Origin of the sequence: Flavobacterium phycosphaerae (assembly GCF_010119235.1) — a bacterium.
In the GTDB taxonomy this organism is placed as follows: domain Bacteria; phylum Bacteroidota; class Bacteroidia; order Flavobacteriales; family Flavobacteriaceae; genus Flavobacterium; species Flavobacterium phycosphaerae.
Window position 1 is genome coordinate 2,227,301 of record NZ_JAAATZ010000001.1, and the last position, 15,785, is coordinate 2,243,085.

General features: G+C 36.9%; 18 protein-coding genes and 1 pseudogene. 3 read left to right on the forward strand and 16 right to left on the reverse strand.

The genetic code is table 11. From position 1 onward, the window contains the following. Positions 1-12 precede the first annotated feature (12 nt). On the forward strand, positions 13-1,557 hold the full coding sequence (locus GUU89_RS09875) for a T9SS type A sorting domain-containing protein (protein ID WP_162127756.1): 1,545 nt from the start codon (positions 13-15) through the stop codon (positions 1,555-1,557). 38 nt (positions 1,558-1,595) lie between these two features. Here the strand turns inward: GUU89_RS09875 and GUU89_RS14790 are convergent, their stop codons facing one another. The 3 genes and pseudogenes from GUU89_RS14790 to GUU89_RS09885 form a co-directional block, all read right to left on the reverse strand. Continuing rightward, on the reverse strand, positions 1,596-1,733 hold the full coding sequence (locus GUU89_RS14790; protein ID WP_202924445.1) for a hypothetical protein: 138 nt from the start codon (positions 1,731-1,733) through the stop codon (positions 1,596-1,598). Positions 1,734-1,795: 62 nt separating this feature from the next. Continuing rightward, positions 1,796-2,218, reverse strand: coding sequence for a thiol-disulfide oxidoreductase DCC family protein (locus GUU89_RS09880; protein ID WP_394350911.1), 423 nt, complete (start codon positions 2,216-2,218; stop codon positions 1,796-1,798). Positions 2,219-2,226: 8 nt separating this feature from the next. Next, positions 2,227-4,394 (reverse strand): annotated as a pseudogene (locus tag GUU89_RS09885) (endonuclease MutS2). Positions 4,395-4,477: 83 nt separating this feature from the next. Between GUU89_RS09885 and GUU89_RS09890 the strand changes: the two are divergent. Beyond that, positions 4,478-5,143 (forward strand): uracil-DNA glycosylase, encoded by a 666-nt coding sequence (locus GUU89_RS09890; protein WP_162127757.1) that lies wholly within the window; start codon positions 4,478-4,480, stop codon positions 5,141-5,143. A 44-nt stretch (positions 5,144-5,187) separates the two neighbouring features. Here the strand turns inward: GUU89_RS09890 and GUU89_RS09895 are convergent, their stop codons facing one another. The 9 genes from GUU89_RS09895 to GUU89_RS09935 all read right to left on the reverse strand — a co-directional run bounded on the left by GUU89_RS09895 (position 5,188) and on the right by GUU89_RS09935 (position 11,634). Beyond that, a complete protein-coding gene (locus GUU89_RS09895; protein WP_162127758.1) occupies positions 5,188-5,769 on the reverse strand; it encodes a hypothetical protein in 582 nt (193 codons plus the stop codon). A gap of 11 nt (positions 5,770-5,780) precedes the next feature. Next, positions 5,781-6,350 (reverse strand): DUF3575 domain-containing protein, encoded by a 570-nt coding sequence (locus GUU89_RS09900; RefSeq protein WP_162127759.1) that lies wholly within the window; start codon positions 6,348-6,350, stop codon positions 5,781-5,783. A gap of 72 nt (positions 6,351-6,422) precedes the next feature. After that, positions 6,423-7,355 (reverse strand): transglutaminase domain-containing protein, encoded by a 933-nt coding sequence (locus GUU89_RS09905; protein ID WP_162127760.1) that lies wholly within the window; start codon positions 7,353-7,355, stop codon positions 6,423-6,425. Between the two features lie 17 nt (positions 7,356-7,372). After that, on the reverse strand, positions 7,373-8,224 hold the full coding sequence (locus GUU89_RS09910) for a substrate-binding domain-containing protein (RefSeq protein ID WP_162127761.1): 852 nt from the start codon (positions 8,222-8,224) through the stop codon (positions 7,373-7,375). Beyond that, a complete protein-coding gene (locus tag GUU89_RS09915) occupies positions 8,221-8,754 on the reverse strand; it encodes a GNAT family N-acetyltransferase (RefSeq protein WP_162127762.1) in 534 nt (177 codons plus the stop codon). Before GUU89_RS09915 ends, GUU89_RS09910 begins: the two co-directional genes overlap by 4 nt. Continuing rightward, positions 8,754-9,281 carry a GNAT family N-acetyltransferase gene (locus GUU89_RS09920; RefSeq protein ID WP_162127763.1) on the reverse strand — a complete coding sequence of 176 codons (528 nt, stop codon included), beginning with the start codon at positions 9,279-9,281 and terminating at the stop codon, positions 8,754-8,756. Before GUU89_RS09920 ends, GUU89_RS09915 begins: the two co-directional genes overlap by 1 nt. Before the next feature lie 90 nt (positions 9,282-9,371). After that, a complete protein-coding gene (locus GUU89_RS09925) occupies positions 9,372-10,238 on the reverse strand; it encodes a nucleoside phosphorylase (protein WP_162127764.1) in 867 nt (288 codons plus the stop codon). Positions 10,239-10,278: 40 nt separating this feature from the next. Next, positions 10,279-10,611 (reverse strand): translation initiation factor, encoded by a 333-nt coding sequence (locus GUU89_RS09930; RefSeq protein WP_162127765.1) that lies wholly within the window; start codon positions 10,609-10,611, stop codon positions 10,279-10,281. A gap of 72 nt (positions 10,612-10,683) precedes the next feature. Then, on the reverse strand, positions 10,684-11,634 hold the full coding sequence (locus tag GUU89_RS09935) for an isopenicillin N synthase family dioxygenase (protein ID WP_162127766.1): 951 nt from the start codon (positions 11,632-11,634) through the stop codon (positions 10,684-10,686). 252 nt (positions 11,635-11,886) lie between these two features. Between GUU89_RS09935 and GUU89_RS09940 the strand changes: the two genes are divergently transcribed. Further along, positions 11,887-13,863 (forward strand): alpha-ketoacid dehydrogenase subunit alpha/beta, encoded by a 1,977-nt coding sequence (locus GUU89_RS09940; protein WP_162127767.1) that lies wholly within the window; start codon positions 11,887-11,889, stop codon positions 13,861-13,863. A 70-nt stretch (positions 13,864-13,933) separates the two neighbouring features. Here the strand turns inward: GUU89_RS09940 and GUU89_RS09945 are convergent, their stop codons facing one another. From GUU89_RS09945 to GUU89_RS15420, 4 genes are all read right to left on the reverse strand, one after another. Continuing rightward, a complete protein-coding gene (locus GUU89_RS09945) occupies positions 13,934-14,332 on the reverse strand; it encodes a glycine zipper family protein (RefSeq protein ID WP_162127768.1) in 399 nt (132 codons plus the stop codon). A gap of 143 nt (positions 14,333-14,475) precedes the next feature. After that, the gene (locus GUU89_RS09950) at positions 14,476-14,997 is read right to left on the reverse strand and encodes a toxin-antitoxin system YwqK family antitoxin (RefSeq protein WP_162127769.1); all 522 of its coding nucleotides are present in this window, start codon (positions 14,995-14,997) and stop codon (positions 14,476-14,478) included. Between the two features lie 185 nt (positions 14,998-15,182). Next, the gene (locus GUU89_RS09955) at positions 15,183-15,581 is read right to left on the reverse strand and encodes a response regulator (protein WP_162127770.1); all 399 of its coding nucleotides are present in this window, start codon (positions 15,579-15,581) and stop codon (positions 15,183-15,185) included. 5 nt (positions 15,582-15,586) lie between these two features. Beyond that, positions 15,587-15,757 carry an ATP-binding protein gene (locus GUU89_RS15420; protein ID WP_394350912.1) on the reverse strand — a complete coding sequence of 57 codons (171 nt, stop codon included), beginning with the start codon at positions 15,755-15,757 and terminating at the stop codon, positions 15,587-15,589. Between the last annotated feature and the right edge of the window lie 28 nt (positions 15,758-15,785).

Sequence of the window (15,785 nt, forward strand, 5' to 3'; positions counted from 1 at the left end):
AACAATATTCTTATGAAAAAACTTTTACTATTATTTTTATTAGGTGTAGTAAACTTATCTGTAGCTCAAGTAGCGTTGACAGAAGGTTTTGAATCAACTACATTTCCTCCGACTGGATGGACAACTACTAACACTCATGCTACCAACAATTGGGCAAGAACAACAAACTCTATAACAGGAGCTGGGTCTGCTTATGTACAATGGATTGCTGAAGATCAGGATGAGTCTTTAATATCTCCAGCTTTTGATTTAACCACTTACACTTCTGCTTATTTGAACTTTACCGCTTCATTAGGTTACGAATATATGGTTGACCCGTTTCCAGCTGGAAACTTAGAAGTATCTATTTCAAATGATGCTGGTGCTACTTGGGCTCCATTATGGGTTGAGGAAGATTACGGTATTTACACTGATTATGAATATTTATATATCCACTTAGATTTGTCTTCTTATGTAGGTCAGTCAGGTCTTCAAGTTAAATTCGAATATATCGCTAACGATGCTGATACTGTAAAAATTGACGATGTTAGTGTTACAGCTTGTAAACCAGTTGATGATATCGGTTTAACAGCTTTATCTGATACAGGAGCTACAGCTGCTTGGACAAGTGATGCACCTAGTTATGATTTCGAATGGGGTACTGTAGGGTTTACTCAAGGTACAGGAACAATGTCTAACCAAACAGAATTAACTTTTGTTTTCCCAACATTGACTCCAGCTACCGGTTATTCTTATTATGTAAGAGCTAACTGTGGTGATTCTCAATCTCCATGGCAAGGACCTTTCACTTTCTACACTACTTTATCTACACCAACCAATCTTCCATATAGCTTTGGTTTTGAATCACCAACATTAGGTTCTGCCGGTTGGACAAGAAGTACAGGTGATTGGGATGTATATACTGCTGCTACATTAGCACAAGAAGGAACTAACCTTGCGGGTTGTTTTGGTAGTACTGTAGCAACAAACTCTTGGTTATTCTCAAGAGGTATGAATTTAACTGCTGGTGAAATCCTTACTATTAAATATTACTACAGAAAATACATTGCTGCCGGTACAGGTGGAACTAACAAATTAAAATCAGCTATCGGTACTACAAGAGCTACTGCTGCAACTACATTCGTAACAGTAACAGATAACGGAACTGTTGCTCCGGTTGTTATGACCCTACAAACTAGTAACTATACTGTTCCTACAACAAACATTTATTATTTAGGATTCAACTGCTATTCTCCAATTCAAACTACAGCTAATTCAGGAGCTATTTTGTTAGACGGAATCAGTGTTACTTCTAACTTAAGCAACAATCAGTTTGATTTATACGATAACATGTCAATCGTATCTCCAAACCCAGTTGTTAACACTTTCGAAGTGAAATTAAACGATAAATTAGATGCTTCTAAAGTATCATTAACAGTAACAGATATCAATGGTAAAGTGGTTAAACAATACACTAAAGCTGATTCATATGATGCTTCATCTTTACAAAGTGGTGTTTACTTCTTAACGGTAACTGATGGTACTGCTAAAGATGTTAAAAAATTAATTAAACAATAATTAGTTTCTAACTGATATAGAAAAACGACTAAGGAAACTTAGTCGTTTTTTTTGTTTTTACCATTCATCATCAAGAAGATGGTGCTCACTAGAGCAAAGATTACTAAGGCAAAAATACCTATCATAATGAAGGCACCGTTCTCCCAAGAATACAAAGGGATGTTTAAAAAAGTCATATTGTTAAGGTTTAAAGTTTATCAAAGTTACTTTGTTTAAACGATAACTCTAATGATAAATATCATGCTAAAAACTTAGCAAGGAGTTCAGGTGATGGAAGCCTACAAGATTCTTTTTTTCCAAACCATCGATAACGGTTTTTAGCTATATAATCATATACTAAGTTTAAAAAAGGAGTGGGAAAAATGGCAACTAAATTTAATAATCTATAAATTCCTCCTAATTCATTGGCTGTTCTCAAAACCGCTTGTGATTTACAGTAATAAGCTTTTCCGGGTTCATACAAAACAAGGCTGTCAATTTTAGTAAGGTCAATACCGATATGAGTGATGATTTTTTTTCCTAAGTCGGATTGTAAGGACACAAATCGAAAACTATCATTTTTATCATGCTTTATCAGAAACTGCACCGAAGAATCACAAAGATTACAAACACCGTCAAACAGAATAATCTTTTTATCTTTCGGTAAGGCTTCTATTTCCATATTTCCTATTATTTTGCCTGTACAAATTCTAAGGCTTCCAGGCTTACTTTAGAAGTAAAAACGCCATAGTTAACAACCGCTTTATTCTTCTCAATTTTATCAATCGTTCCAACCGATTTACCGTCAATCATGCGAACACGGTCACCAATTTTCAAGGTAACTTTTGGTCTTTCAGTTTCCAGTTTTTGGGCTTTTATTTTTTTCTCTTTCTTTTCTTTTCGAATTTCTTCTACTTTGACTTTAACTTCTTCAACGACTTTTTTCTGAATAATTTCTTTTTCTTTTTTCTCTTTTACGGTAGCTTTTTTTCGCTTAGAATTTTCGATTTCAACCATTTTCAAAAACTCGCCAATCAGTACTTTTTTGTCTTTATTATTAAAGTACTTTTCCGAAATATCATCAACCTTTTGCCCCATATAAATCAAACGTTGATTCGCATCATATAATTCCTGATACCGTTCCAGTTTTTCCTGAATTTTCACATTGATGGTTTCCATTTTCTTGCCTTCTTCACGGGCTTTGCTTTCTTCCTCTTTTAGTATTTGGGAGGTTTTCTCCAACTTAGAACGCTCTTTTTGTAAAGTGGCTATCGTTTTGTCAAAGCGAACCTTACCGCCTTCTATTTTCTTTTTGGCTCTATTAATCAAACCGTAGGGGATTCCGTTTTTTTGTGCCACTTCAAACGTGAAGGAACTTCCGGCTTGTCCCAAAATCAGTTTATACATAGGTTCCAATGATTTCTCATCAAAAAGCATATTGGCATTGCTGGCAAACGGCAGTTCATTGGCCAAAATCTTCAAATTAGAATAATGAGTGGTAATGATACCAAAAGCTTCTCGATGATAGAATTCTTCCAAGAAAGTTTCTGCCAAAGCCCCACCCAGTTCAGGATCAGAACCGGTTCCAAACTCATCAATCAAGAACAATGTTTTGGCATTGCATTTTTTCAAAAAGTAATTCATGTTCTTTAACCGATAACTGTAGGTGCTCAAATGGTTTTCAATCGACTGATTATCGCCAATGTCGGTCAGGATTCGGTCAAACAAAAAGTCTCACTTCGCTCATGCACCGGAATCAGAATGCCGCATTGCAACATCAACTGCAATAAGCCAACTGTTTTTAACGATATAGTTTTTCCACCGGCGTTAGGGCCCGAAATGACAATAATTCTACTTTTGTTATTTAACTCAATAGTCTGAGGAAATGTTTTTTCTTTCTTTTCGTTATTATTTAAAAGTAGAATAGGATGGAAAGCATCTCTGAAGTACAATCGCTTTTCTTCGATGATGTTGGGTAAAATGGCGTTGATTTTATTGGCATATTTGGCTTTAGCGGCAATAACATCTATATCGCTCAGAAAATCTTGATATTGTCTTAATAATTCAATGTAAGGTCTTATATCGTTGGAGAGTTTCTTCAGGATTTTAGTAATTTCTTCCCGTTCTTCATACTCCAAATTATTCAATTCACGAGAATAGCGTAAGGTGGCCTCGGGTTCAATATAAGCAATGCTTCCCGTTTTTGAGCTGCCCAAAATGGAGCCTTTGACCTTTCGTCGGTACATTGCCATAACAGCCAACACTCTTCGATTTTCAACAATACTCTCTTTAATTTCATCTAAATAGCCCAGCGAGTTGTATTGGCTCAAGGCTTGTCCAAAACTCTGATTGACTTTTCCGCGAACCAAGTTCATATCGCGTCGAATATTGATTAAATCGGGTGAAGCATTGTCTTTGATTTCGCCATATTTATCCACCACTTCATCAATTTTCTGAATGATGAATTTAGTGTATTCCACCTGAGCCGCTTTGGTATTTAGTTTCGGATAGTAGTCATGAAATTTTTTCAGAAACAGCAACAATACATTAACCGTTTCCGAAAGAGTCGCTATTTTTCTAAAGCTACCTACTTCTAAAAAACTGTCCTCAATGGCCAGAAATTTTATATCGTTTGAAACCGAATCAAATCCATGATTGGGAATGGCGTTGTTATTGGTAAATGAGGACAGATACTCTGAAGTTTGTACCAAAGCCTCCATAAGAGTTTCCTTGTCTTTAAAAGGAACAATTTCCAAAGCCTTTTGTTTTCCGATTTCAGTATTGCATCGGTCTGAAATGGTTTGCAAAACGGTATTAAATTCTAAATCCTGTAGTGTTTTATCTGTAATCGAAATCATTAAATCAGTGTCTTTGGCTCAAAGTTACAAAGGATAAAATCCATATTGCAACAGAAAATGTTATTTTTGATAAAATTTTAGCCATGTTTGTCAAAATACATTCTTCCTGGCATGAGGTGCTGTCCGCTGAGTTTGAAAAACCCTATTTTGAGCAACTCATAACCTTTGTAAAAAACGAATACACCACTAAAACCTGCTTTCCTAAAGGAACCCAAATTTTCTCGGCTTTTGACCATTGTACCTTTGATGATGTTAAGGTGGTTATTATTGGTCAGGATCCATACCACGGTTTTGGACAGGCCAATGGGTTGTGTTTTTCGGTAAATGACGGCATTGCTTTTCCGCCTTCGTTGATTAATATTTTTAAAGAAATTCAAACCGATTTGAAGCATGATTTTCCCAGCACCGGAAATTTAGAACGCTGGGCCGAACAAGGCGTTTTATTACTGAATGCAACCTTAACGGTTCGCGAAAGTGAAGCAGGGAGCCACCAAAATAAAGGATGGGAAACCTTTACCGATGCCGTGATTCAGAAAATTTCGGACGAAAAAGAGAATGTAGTATTTCTGCTTTGGGGAGGATTTGCCAAAAAGAAGGGAGCCAAAATTGACCGCGCCAAGCACCATATATTGGAAACCGGACATCCGTCGCCGTTGAGTGCTAATCGCGGGTTATGGTTTGGCAATAAACATTTCAGTAAGACAAATACATACCTCAAAAGTTTAGGAAAACAGGAAATTGAATGGTAAAAAAAATCCACTGCGGTTGACAATGGATTTTAGAACGTTTTAGATTAGTTTACCGTAAAATTGTAATAACCATTAGCATCAATACCCGCCACTAACGAATTAATTTTTATAATCAGTCGCTTGGACGGACTTACAGAACGTATTTCAACATCGGTAGTAGAATCGCTATTGTAACCATAGCTCAAACGGTAAGTACCGGCTGTTAGCAGAGGAAAACCAACACGGTATTCATAAGTTTCATCAGCAGGATTGTAAATACAAGTTCCTTCAACAAATGATCCGTTTTCGGCATCGCCTTTTACAATGTCCAGTTGATTTTTATTTACATAAATGATTTCCCAAGTTTCAGCGTCAAATTGTTTTTCTATGACGTATGAAAAATTGAATGCATCGGCACCGGTAGTTTTTTGTAAATCCAACGGTTTTCCATTTTCGTCCTGATATTTAGAAAAATCAGCGTTAACATATAACTTTTCGCCAACAGTATAAGTAGTGCTATGAGGGTCAATAGTTACTAAATGCGGGATGTCTACATAAACGGTATTGTAAAATCCATCGTCATTGGTATCACAATTTGACAGCAATAAAGCCATCAGTGCCAGGAGTATATAATTAATTTTTTTCATGTGTTGCTGTGTTAAAATCGGTACCCTAAATTAAGACCTACTCTTGAAATTACATCCGGACTTTTAGCTTTATTGGTAAGGTTGGAGCCAAATCCGACTAAAAATTCAAGCGCAATACTGTCTTTAAAATACATTTTGTATCCTAAACTTCCACCCAAAGCAAAATCGGTGTATTTCGTTTTTTGAGTGGTATAATATCCAATACCGTTTGTGTCTTCTAAACGAATGATTTCTTTATAATCTCCTCCGTTATAGGAACCAAAAATTTCGGCAAAATAATATCTCGATTTACTTTTGGAAAGGGCATAACGCACATACGGGTTGAATTCAAACTTAGGAACGTTATTTCGGTACCCGTTGTCAAAGTCGTCATTGAGTTTACTGCTGTTGGAAAAATTCACATTAAATCCGGTAGAAAAATCTCCATCAAAGAAACGTTCATAGCTCAAACTGGCTTTAGCCGAAACAATAGCCGACAGTATATCTACGCGAAATTCATTCTTTTTACCGGCAATAACTGAGTTTTGTTGGGCTTGCGACAGCAACGAAAACAGCAGCAATAGGCTGAATAGTTTTTTCATCAAAAGAGTATTTTAATTTGAAACGAATATAGTAAATAAAACTATTGTCAGTAGTTAATTTAATCGAAGAAATTAGTCCAAAGTCAATGCTCCCAATATTTCTTCATGCATAAACGGGCCACCCGGATATTTGGCTGTGTAGTCTAAGTTTAGCCAAATTTTGCCCCGTTCATCAATATGATAGTGGATTTTTTTTCCTTTGCTCTCTGTTGGGAATAACTCTTTTTTGATAGCATAATTAATGCGTTCTAAATCTTTTTTGGTTCCAATGTACAGCTCAGGATAGATATGTCCTTTGGTATGAATTAATCTTGTGGTGCCACCAATAGCTTTGATGCAGGCAGCCATTAATACCGAATGATCATCACAATCGCCTGAAAGGTATTTTAAAGACTCAGTAGCTTTGGCAATGTAATCATGTCCTTTTGGATCACTCACATAATTCCACCGGCTGTTGATTTCCTTAAAAATAGCAAACGATTGAATAAGGGTCCAATCTTCATTGTAGCCTTTCACATGTTTGAAATGTTTATTGATAGCCATAATTGCAAAGTCACGCACTTTGGGGTTTTGATATTCAACGGCGTCGATAATCTTTGATTTGTTGGGGAACGGTAATAATTTTGAAATGATAATATCCTGTGGGTAAGGGTCATCATTCATCGTATAAATCATAGAGCGATAATCTTCAAAAACGGTTTGAAAAGTGTAATCGCCGAATAAAGTACCAATGACAAGGATGATTAGATACAGAATAACCGAAATGAGTGTTATTCTTCTCATGGCTCTTAATATCACTTGGAATATAAAAAGAATGAGCAAGAACAATAAGATTCGGTCAATATGATGTGCCCAATCCAGTGTGATGAGATTTTGATGGGCAATGATAAAAACCGGAATGGTAATCAGGATATTCAGTGCAAAAATGATAATCAAATCCCAAGGACTTTTTATCCTGAATTTTTCTTTCAGTTGCTGATAAGTACCCTTTCCTAATTTTATCATAGTGCTGACAATAAAAGCTAAACGGCTTTTACTATGGTAGCAAAAGTACCTTTTTTATCGATAATTTTGAGGTCAAACAGCTGATTTTGAATTTTGTTTAACACATTTTCCTCCAATGGTTTTTGCGACCATTTGGTTAAGGATAACCACTCTTGAATGTCTTCTGATTTTTGATGGTATTTTGAGGCCAATGTTCTGTCAATACTGGGAATGTCTTTAAAATCCACTGTTGTATTGTTGATGATATCGAGAATAAGATCAACGGTTTGAAAGTTTTCTTCTAAAAAAGTATTTCGAACGGCAATTACGAAACAAGGCCAAGGAGTAGGACAATCGGCCACACGTCGGAAAACACCTTTGTCTACCAACGGTTTGGTCATAAAACGTTCCCACATAAAATAATCAGCAACTCCATGGGTCAAGGCCTCAACAGCGCCGTCAATTGTATTTACGGTTTCAAACTGCAATTGTTCCGTATTCCAGTTTTGGTTTCGGGCGTTAACATAGGCCATCAAATGCGAACCTGAGCCATAGCGTGAAATGGCTACTTTGGTGTGTTCTAAATCGGTTATAGTTTTATAATTAGACGCAGCTGCAACGTGAATTCCCCATATCAAAGGACTTTCCACATACACCTGAACAATGGAGCTCGGATTGCCGCCAACAATATCTTTTACTATACCTTCGGTTAGGATAACTGCCATATCAGTTTCACCATTGCGAAGCATTTGGCACATTTTGCCGGTTCCTTCGGGAATATTGGTCCATTGTAAATCGATGCCTGCTTGCTCAAATTCGCCTCCCTCTATGCAAAGATGCCAAGGTAAATTGAAATGTTCGGGAACGCCCGCTATTTTTACGGTTTTCATGTGGATAGTGTATTATTTTTTAATTCATACCAATAACACGTAATACCATCATCGGTATATTGATTTTTTTGTTGCATCCCCAGTTTTTGCAAGATGCGATTGGAACCGGTATTGTCAACATGAGCCATGGCGTATAGCATAGGGATTTTCATTTCCTGAAATGCATACTTTAACCATGCCTGAGCCGCTTCAAAGGCATAGCCATTACCCCAGTGTTTTTCCTGTAGACGGTACCCGATATCATAAAAGTTGACATGATTGTTTTCTTCTTCGGTGATGAATTTCAATCCGGCCCAGCCGATTACTTCTTGGGTGTCTTTTAACTCAACAACAAAACGGCCAATACCGTTGCTGCTGTATTGATTTCGAATGCTCTCGATATACCCATAACACTGTTCTATAGCAGTCACAGGGTTATTTCCTAAGTATAAATGTACTTTAGGGTTGCTATCTAAAGCAAACATAGCTTCGGCATCGGAGTGTTTAAAAGGGCGAAGCAGGAGACGTTCAGTTTCAATGATTAAGTTCATTAACTAAATTTTTGTTTGTCAAATTTATACCAACTGTGCAATGAATTATAAGTGATATAGTCATTCATAAATTCAAAGCCAAGTTTTTTTAAAACGATATTAGAACCACTATTGTCGCTCACGGCGCAGGCATAAATAGTGGATAGTTTCATAGTGTTAAACCCGTAATCTAGCCAAGCCCGTGCCGCTTCAGTGGCAAAACCTTTTCGCCAATATTCTTTCCCAAACCGATAGCCTAAATCATAAAAATCAATATGGTTGTTTTCAGCTGTAGCTCTGAATTTTAAACCTGAAAATCCAATAAGTTTATTTGTTTCTTTCAAAATAACAGCAAACCTGCCCATTCCATTTTTTTGATACTCGTTGATGATTTTCTGAACATACTGTTCGACTTCGACTCTTGTTGTTAATGGATTTCTTAAATAGGCATTGACATCTGGATTGTTGTTCATAGCAAAAAAAGCGTCCACATCAGACAGCTCTAACGGGCGAAGTAACAAACGGTTGGTTTCCAGTTGTAAGTTCATTTTTTTTAGCCCCGATAGCAGTGGAAATCCTTTGTGCTGAACTTTTTCAGGACAAAGATTGCAACGTATAGCGGGAAATAGCTTCTAAAATTATTCCGCCAATTTATCTAAAGCATACGCGATTAAAGCATCAACAGCTTTGTATGGGTCTTCACTGAAAGTTCCGCTAGCACGGTTGGCAATGATGGCATTCAGCGATAAACATTCATGGCCTAATAGTTTACCCAAGCCATAAATAGCACCGGTTTCCATTTCCAAATTGGTCATTTTGATGCCTTCAAATTCAAAGCTGTCCATTTTAGCATTTAACCCCGGATCTTGAATTTCTAAGCGAAGTACTCTTCCTTGTGGTCCGTAAAAACCTCCGGCCGTTCCGGTAAACCCTTTGAATATTTTATCGCTTTCCAGTCTTTTTTCTAAAGTTTCAGAGCAAGTAATTACGTATGGACGTCCTTTTCTTAAGTCCCAATTGGTTTGGGCTATGAAGGCATCTTCCATTGCTTTTTCTGAAATATCCTCAATTAAGTAGGAGCGAAGCATGTTGTCAAGTCCTAAACCATATTTACTCATTACCATGCTGTCACAAGGAATGCCGGCTTGTAAAGAACCCGAAGTTCCTATACGAACGATGTTTAGTTTGGTTAGATTTTCTTTTGGTTTACGGGTTGCTAAGTCGATATTAACTAAGGCATCCAATTCGTTCATCACGATGTCGATATTATCCGGTCCGATTCCGGTTGACATTACGGTCATTTTTTTGCCTTTGAAATAACCGGTTTGGGTTTTGAATTCGCGTTTTTGTGTAGAAAATTCTACGCTGTCAAAGAACTGTGTAATTTTTTCTACTCGGTTTTGATCTCCCACAAAAATGATGTCGTGAGCAATATGTTCGGGTTTTAAATTTAAGTGATAGACGCTGCCGTCAGGGTTTAATATTAATTCTGATGATTGTATCATTGTTCTATTTTAATTATTGGTTTTATGTTCTGTTTGATAATCAGCCGCCAACGCGTTTTGTTTTAAATCCTTTAGCGGATAATATATTCATTATTTTATCGCGGTAATCTCCTTGAATGATGATGGCACCGTCTTTAAAAGTACCGCCTACACTGAGCTTAGTCTTTATTTCTTTGGCTAAAACTTTGAAATCTTCATCGCTGCCTTCATAGCCTTCGATGATGGTGGTGGGTTTGCCTTTTCGTTTTTCATATTTGCAAATCATGGGTTCTTTTTGAATAAAGAGCTCATGATTTTCGGCAACCGCTTCTTCTTGTTCCTGAATTGGTTCGTGGTCCGGAAAGAGTTTTTTTAATTGTTCCTGTAAGTCCATTATAATTTATAAAAAATCAAAAAGACATTGAGCGCAAACTCAATGTCTTTAATAAAATTATTGAATTAACCTTTACTTTTTAAGTCCTAGTTCTACTAATCTTTCGTCAAGGTATTCGCCTGCAGTAATGTCTTCAAATCCTTTCGGATGATCAGCATCAATACATTTTTCTAAACAATTTAGTGGCATGTCGCTCACCGGGTGCATAAAGAACGGAATAGAAAAACGGGAAGTGCCCCATAATTCTCTTGGGGGATTCACCACTTGGTGAATAGTAGATTTCAATTTGTTGTTGGTGTGGCGTGAAAGCATGTCACCTACATTAATCATCAACTCATCAGGTTGTGCCATAGCATCAATCCAGTCGCCGTTGTGATTTTGCACCTGTAATCCTTTGCCTTGCGCTCCCATCAATAAAGTAATCAAATTGATATCGCCATGAGCGGCAGCACGTACGGCTCCGTCTTTTGGTTCATCAGTGATAGGTGGGTAGTGGATAGGTCTCAGGATGCTGTTACCGTCTTTGATGTAGTTATCAAAATAAAACTCGTCCAAACCTATGTAAAGCGCTAAAGCTCTCAATACATAAATACCTGTTTTTTCAAGCATTCTGTAGGCTTCTTTACCTACTTCGTTGAAATGAGGTAGTTCTGATACGGTTACATTGTCAGGATACTCATGAGCGTACTTCGACCCTTCGCTAACGTATTGTCCAAAATGCCAAAACTCTTTCAAATCACCGGCCGAACGTCCTTTGGCATGTTCTTTACCAAAAGAAACATAACCACGTTGTCCGCCAATGCCTGGAATTTCGTATTTTGCTTTGGTTTCCAGAGGGAGAGCGAAGAAGTTGCGCACTTCTGAATATAAGTCTCCTACCAATTTGTCATCTAAAAAATGACCTTTTAACGCCACGAAGCCAATGTCTTCATAAGCTCTTCCGATTTCATTTACAAATTTTTGTTTACGTGCCGGATCATCCGACAGGAAATCACGTAAGTCAACACTTGGAATTTGTTGCATACTAAAACTTTTTTGTTAATAACTTAAGTTGGAAAAATGCCAACCATAACTACAAATGTAACGATTATTTAAATATAAAAAATCAAAGTTATTAACAATTCGGCTATCTTTTGGATTAGTAAAGTGACTGATAGTGAGTTGACTGATTTCTGTTTTCTTAGCTTTATTTTTCGGTCGCTATTTTTAAAACTCTTGTCAAATAACTAAACACTTTTTAGTACTTTTGGGCGACTTTATAATACAGCAAACAAGATGAATTTCGACAGAAAAGAATTATCCAATGTTCAACTAGTAGATTTATATAAAAGACTGCTTAAACCCAGACTGATAGAAGAAAAAATGCTTATCCTGCTACGTCAGGGGAAAGTGTCTAAATGGTTCTCAGGTATTGGGCAGGAAGCTATATCGGTAGGGATTACTGCGGCTTTAGACAAAGACGAATACATTTTACCCATGCACAGAAACTTGGGCGTATTTACCGGAAGAGACATTCCGTTGCACCGTTTGTTCTCGCAATGGCAAGGTAAGAAAACCGGTTTCACTAAAGGGCGTGACCGTTCATTTCACTTTGGTACACAAGAATTCAAAATCATAGGCATGATATCGCATCTGGGTCCACAAATGGGTGTAGCCGATGGAATTGCTTTGGCTAATAAATTAAAAAAGAACGGTAAAGTAACCGCTGTATTTACCGGAGAAGGAGCTACTTCAGAAGGAGATTTTCACGAAGCGTTGAATATTGCAGCTGTATGGGATTTACCGGTATTATTTGTTATCGAAAATAATGGTTATGGATTATCTACCCCAACCAATGAGCAATACCGTTGTGAAAACTTAGCCGATAAAGGCAAAGGGTATGGTATGGAAAGTCATATCATTGACGGAAACAATATATTAGATGTTTTTACCAAGATTGCTGAGTTGAAAGCTTCTATGTTTGAGAATCCTCGCCCGGTTTTATTAGAATTTAAAACGTTCCGTATGCGTGGGCACGAAGAGGCGAGTGGTACTAAATATGTTCCGCAGGAATTGATGGATATGTGGGCTGTCAAAGACCCTATTTCAAATTACAGAAAGTACTTGTTGGAAATAAGTGTGCTGTCTGAGGAAGAAGATGAAAAACTAAAGACCGCTATTAAAGCCGAAATAGACGAACACTGGGCTATTACCCAAGCAGAACCGGAATGTGAAGCGGATTTAGCGGAAGAACTCAACGATATGTATGAACCGTATGATTTTGAAGCTATACCTCATGGTGAAGCTGTTGAAAATATCCGTATGGTTGATGCAATTTCTAATGCTTTACGCCAATCCATGGAACGACACGATAACTTGGTAATCATGGGGCAAGATATAGCCGAATATGGCGGCGCCTTTAAAATTACGGATGGTTTTGTAGCCCAATTTGGTAAAGACCGAGTTCGCAATACACCCATCTGTGAAAGCGCGGTGGTTTCTGCCGCTAACGGCTTATCGATAAATGGACATAAAGCAATTGTAGAAATGCAGTTTGCTGATTTTGTTTCTTCGGGTTTTAATCCAATTGTGAACTTGCTGGCCAAACAACATTATCGTTGGAACGAGAAAGCCGATGTAGTAGTGCGTATGCCTTGCGGTGGTGGTACTCAGGCCGGACCGTTTCACTCGCAAACTAATGAAGCTTGGTTTACTAAAACTCCGGGGTTAAAAGTGGTTTATCCGGCATTTCCGTATGATGCGAAGGGTTTGTTGAATACCGCCATTAACGATCCAAATCCGGTAATGTATTTTGAACACAAACAGTTATACAGAAGTGTTTACCAAGATGTGCCGGCTGATTATTATACCATTCCTTTTGGAAAAGCGGCTTTGTTGAAAGAAGGAAACGATGTAACGATTATTTCTTTTGGAGCCGGAGTACACTGGACTTTGGAAACTTTAGCGAAACATACGAACATCAGCGCCGATTTAATTGATTTGCGCAGCTTGCAACCGCTCGATACGGAGACTATTTTTGCTTCGGTTAAGAAAACCAATAAAGTGATTATTCTTCAAGAAGATTCTTTGTTTGGCGGAGTAGCCAGTGATATTGCTTCGATGATTATGGAGCAATGCTTTGAACATCTGGATGCACCGGTACGTAGAGTTGGTAGTTTGGAAACGGCTATTCCATTTGTAAAAGCATTGGAAGATCAGTATTTGCCTAAAGAACGTTTTGAAAGTACCTTGCTGGACTTGCTGGCTTATTAGCTTTTAAATTACTTAGATGATTAAATAAAAAAAGGCGCTTTAATGAGCGCCTTTTTTGTTTACTATAGTTTTATTTTTTCTTTTTCGAGTCGATGACTGCCCCTGTACCAGCACCTACAGCGGCTCCGGCCAAACCACCAATTATTGCTCCTTCCCCTTTCTTTTTAGAAACAACTGCACCGGTTACAGCGCCTACACCGGCACCAATCAAAGCGCCTTTGGCGGTATTACTCATTCCTTTTTTTTGAGGGGTAGTTGCAGTACTACTTAAAGAAGCTTGCTGTTGTCGGGCCTCCTGTTCTGCCATTACTGTTTTCATCGAATCTATGGCTCTTTGTTTTTCCATAACCAATTTCATCGAGTCGACAGTAGCTTGCTTTGCTTTTTCCTGAGCGGCCTTTTCGGCGGCTACATCTTTACACGAAGCTACCCCAAAGGTAACAACAAGTAATAAGATTATCTTTTTCATGATAATGTGTTTTAATAGATTAGTAATGAAAGTTACAAAAAAAAAGTAAATCAGTAGTAAGCTATTTTTACTGATACTAAATTTAGAAAAAAACCACCCAATGTTCTTGGATGGTTTCTCTTATGAATAAACTGTTTTACTTATTATCGATTCGCAACTGCCTTGTTCGATAAGGGTTTTGCTTTAGTGGGTTTGTTGGTTTTTACCCCATTGGTCCAATATTCTTTGCCAAAAATGGAACCGTCTTTGTTTTTTATGATAAACGGCCCTTCTTTTTTATCCTGACGGAATTCTCCTTGCACGTATACTTTGGCATTATCATAGTATTCGATATAAGGTCCTTCTTTTACATTGTTTTTGTAATTAATCACATAGTTCACATTGCCATTATCAAAGTAGTAGGTTCTTTTGCCTTCCAGCTTTGAATCGTATAAATCTAAACTGTAGGATATCAAACTGTTTTTGTGGGTTAATTTATTATAATAGACATGAATGTAGCGGTCTTTTATAATATAGGGGCGTATCTTGTAGATTGCCGCATTTTCTTTGGTTGTAATTTTATAATCACAATCATACCAAATAGTGTCCGTCGAAACAGAATACCTTGTTTTGCCAATACTAAAAATGGAAAATAATAAAAACGAGAGTAGTGCTAATTTTTTCATATAGTAGGATAGTAAGAATTATAGCGGTGACTAAACTACTATATTTTATTAACAATTATTTTAAAAATGTTAATAAAGTGATTAAAATTGTAAGCTTTACCCTTTTAATAATGAATGAATTAAATAAAATAATGTATTTTTCTTACGCTATTTTTTAGTGTTAAAAAACTAATTTTAAGTTACCTTTATAATTGAAGTATAATTTCGGAAAATTTATCTTTTGTAATCGGCTTTATAATAAAGTCACTCACAGCGCTAATACTTTTGGCTCTACTGATATCGTGTGGTGAAATAGAAGAAGAGCATACATAAATAGTGATTTTTTTAGTGTATTCAGTTTCCATTTTTACAAACTCATTAAGGAATTGCCAGCCATCCATGATAGGCATTGACAGATCTAAAAAAATAACCTCTGGTAAACGGCTTGAATGTTTTAAATTTTCTTTTAAAAAATCTAAAGCATCCAGCCCGTTATTAAAGACTTTCACTTCTTTTACGTGATTGGTTTTTTCAATAATTTTTTTGGTAACAAAAATGAAAGTATCATCGTCGTCTACCAATGCTAAAATTTCAATATTTCTCATATGATTCAGTTGTTAAATTCAATAAAAAATGTGCTACCTTTATTAGGAATGCTTTCTATCCATATTCTGCCTCCCATAGATTCCACTTGGGTTTTGGTCATAAATAGTCCAAATCCTCGGGCATCAGGATGCTTGTGAAATACTTTTCGGATTTTGAAAATGTTGTCTTTGTGCATTTCCAAATCTATACCGAGACCATTGTCT

Excerpts from the sequence above, each read along its gene's own strand:
- GUU89_RS09875 (WP_162127756.1), top strand. The coding sequence starts at position 13 with ATGAAAAAACTTTTACTATTATTTTTATTAGGTGTAGTAAACTTATCT.
- GUU89_RS14790 (WP_202924445.1), bottom strand. The coding sequence starts at position 1,733 with ATGACTTTTTTAAACATCCCTTTGTATTCTTGGGAGAACGGTGCCTTC.
- GUU89_RS09880 (WP_394350911.1), bottom strand. The coding sequence starts at position 2,218 with ATGGAAATAGAAGCCTTACCGAAAGATAAAAAGATTATTCTGTTTGAC.
- GUU89_RS09890 (WP_162127757.1), top strand. The coding sequence starts at position 4,478 with ATGTTTGTCAAAATACATTCTTCCTGGCATGAGGTGCTGTCCGCTGAG.
- GUU89_RS09895 (WP_162127758.1), bottom strand. The coding sequence starts at position 5,769 with ATGAAAAAAATTAATTATATACTCCTGGCACTGATGGCTTTATTGCTG.
- GUU89_RS09900 (WP_162127759.1), bottom strand. The coding sequence starts at position 6,350 with ATGAAAAAACTATTCAGCCTATTGCTGCTGTTTTCGTTGCTGTCGCAA.
- GUU89_RS09905 (WP_162127760.1), bottom strand. The coding sequence starts at position 7,355 with ATGATAAAATTAGGAAAGGGTACTTATCAGCAACTGAAAGAAAAATTC.
- GUU89_RS09910 (WP_162127761.1), bottom strand. The coding sequence starts at position 8,224 with ATGAAAACCGTAAAAATAGCGGGCGTTCCCGAACATTTCAATTTACCT.
- GUU89_RS09915 (WP_162127762.1), bottom strand. The coding sequence starts at position 8,754 with ATGAACTTAATCATTGAAACTGAACGTCTCCTGCTTCGCCCTTTTAAA.
- GUU89_RS09920 (WP_162127763.1), bottom strand. The coding sequence starts at position 9,281 with ATGAACTTACAACTGGAAACCAACCGTTTGTTACTTCGCCCGTTAGAG.
- GUU89_RS09925 (WP_162127764.1), bottom strand. The coding sequence starts at position 10,238 with ATGATACAATCATCAGAATTAATATTAAACCCTGACGGCAGCGTCTAT.
- GUU89_RS09930 (WP_162127765.1), bottom strand. The coding sequence starts at position 10,611 with ATGGACTTACAGGAACAATTAAAAAAACTCTTTCCGGACCACGAACCA.
- GUU89_RS09935 (WP_162127766.1), bottom strand. The coding sequence starts at position 11,634 with ATGCAACAAATTCCAAGTGTTGACTTACGTGATTTCCTGTCGGATGAT.
- GUU89_RS09940 (WP_162127767.1), top strand. The coding sequence starts at position 11,887 with ATGAATTTCGACAGAAAAGAATTATCCAATGTTCAACTAGTAGATTTA.
- GUU89_RS09945 (WP_162127768.1), bottom strand. The coding sequence starts at position 14,332 with ATGAAAAAGATAATCTTATTACTTGTTGTTACCTTTGGGGTAGCTTCG.
- GUU89_RS09950 (WP_162127769.1), bottom strand. The coding sequence starts at position 14,997 with ATGAAAAAATTAGCACTACTCTCGTTTTTATTATTTTCCATTTTTAGT.
- GUU89_RS09955 (WP_162127770.1), bottom strand. The coding sequence starts at position 15,581 with ATGAGAAATATTGAAATTTTAGCATTGGTAGACGACGATGATACTTTC.
- GUU89_RS15420 (WP_394350912.1), bottom strand. The coding sequence starts at position 15,757 with ATGCACAAAGACAACATTTTCAAAATCCGAAAAGTATTTCACAAGCAT.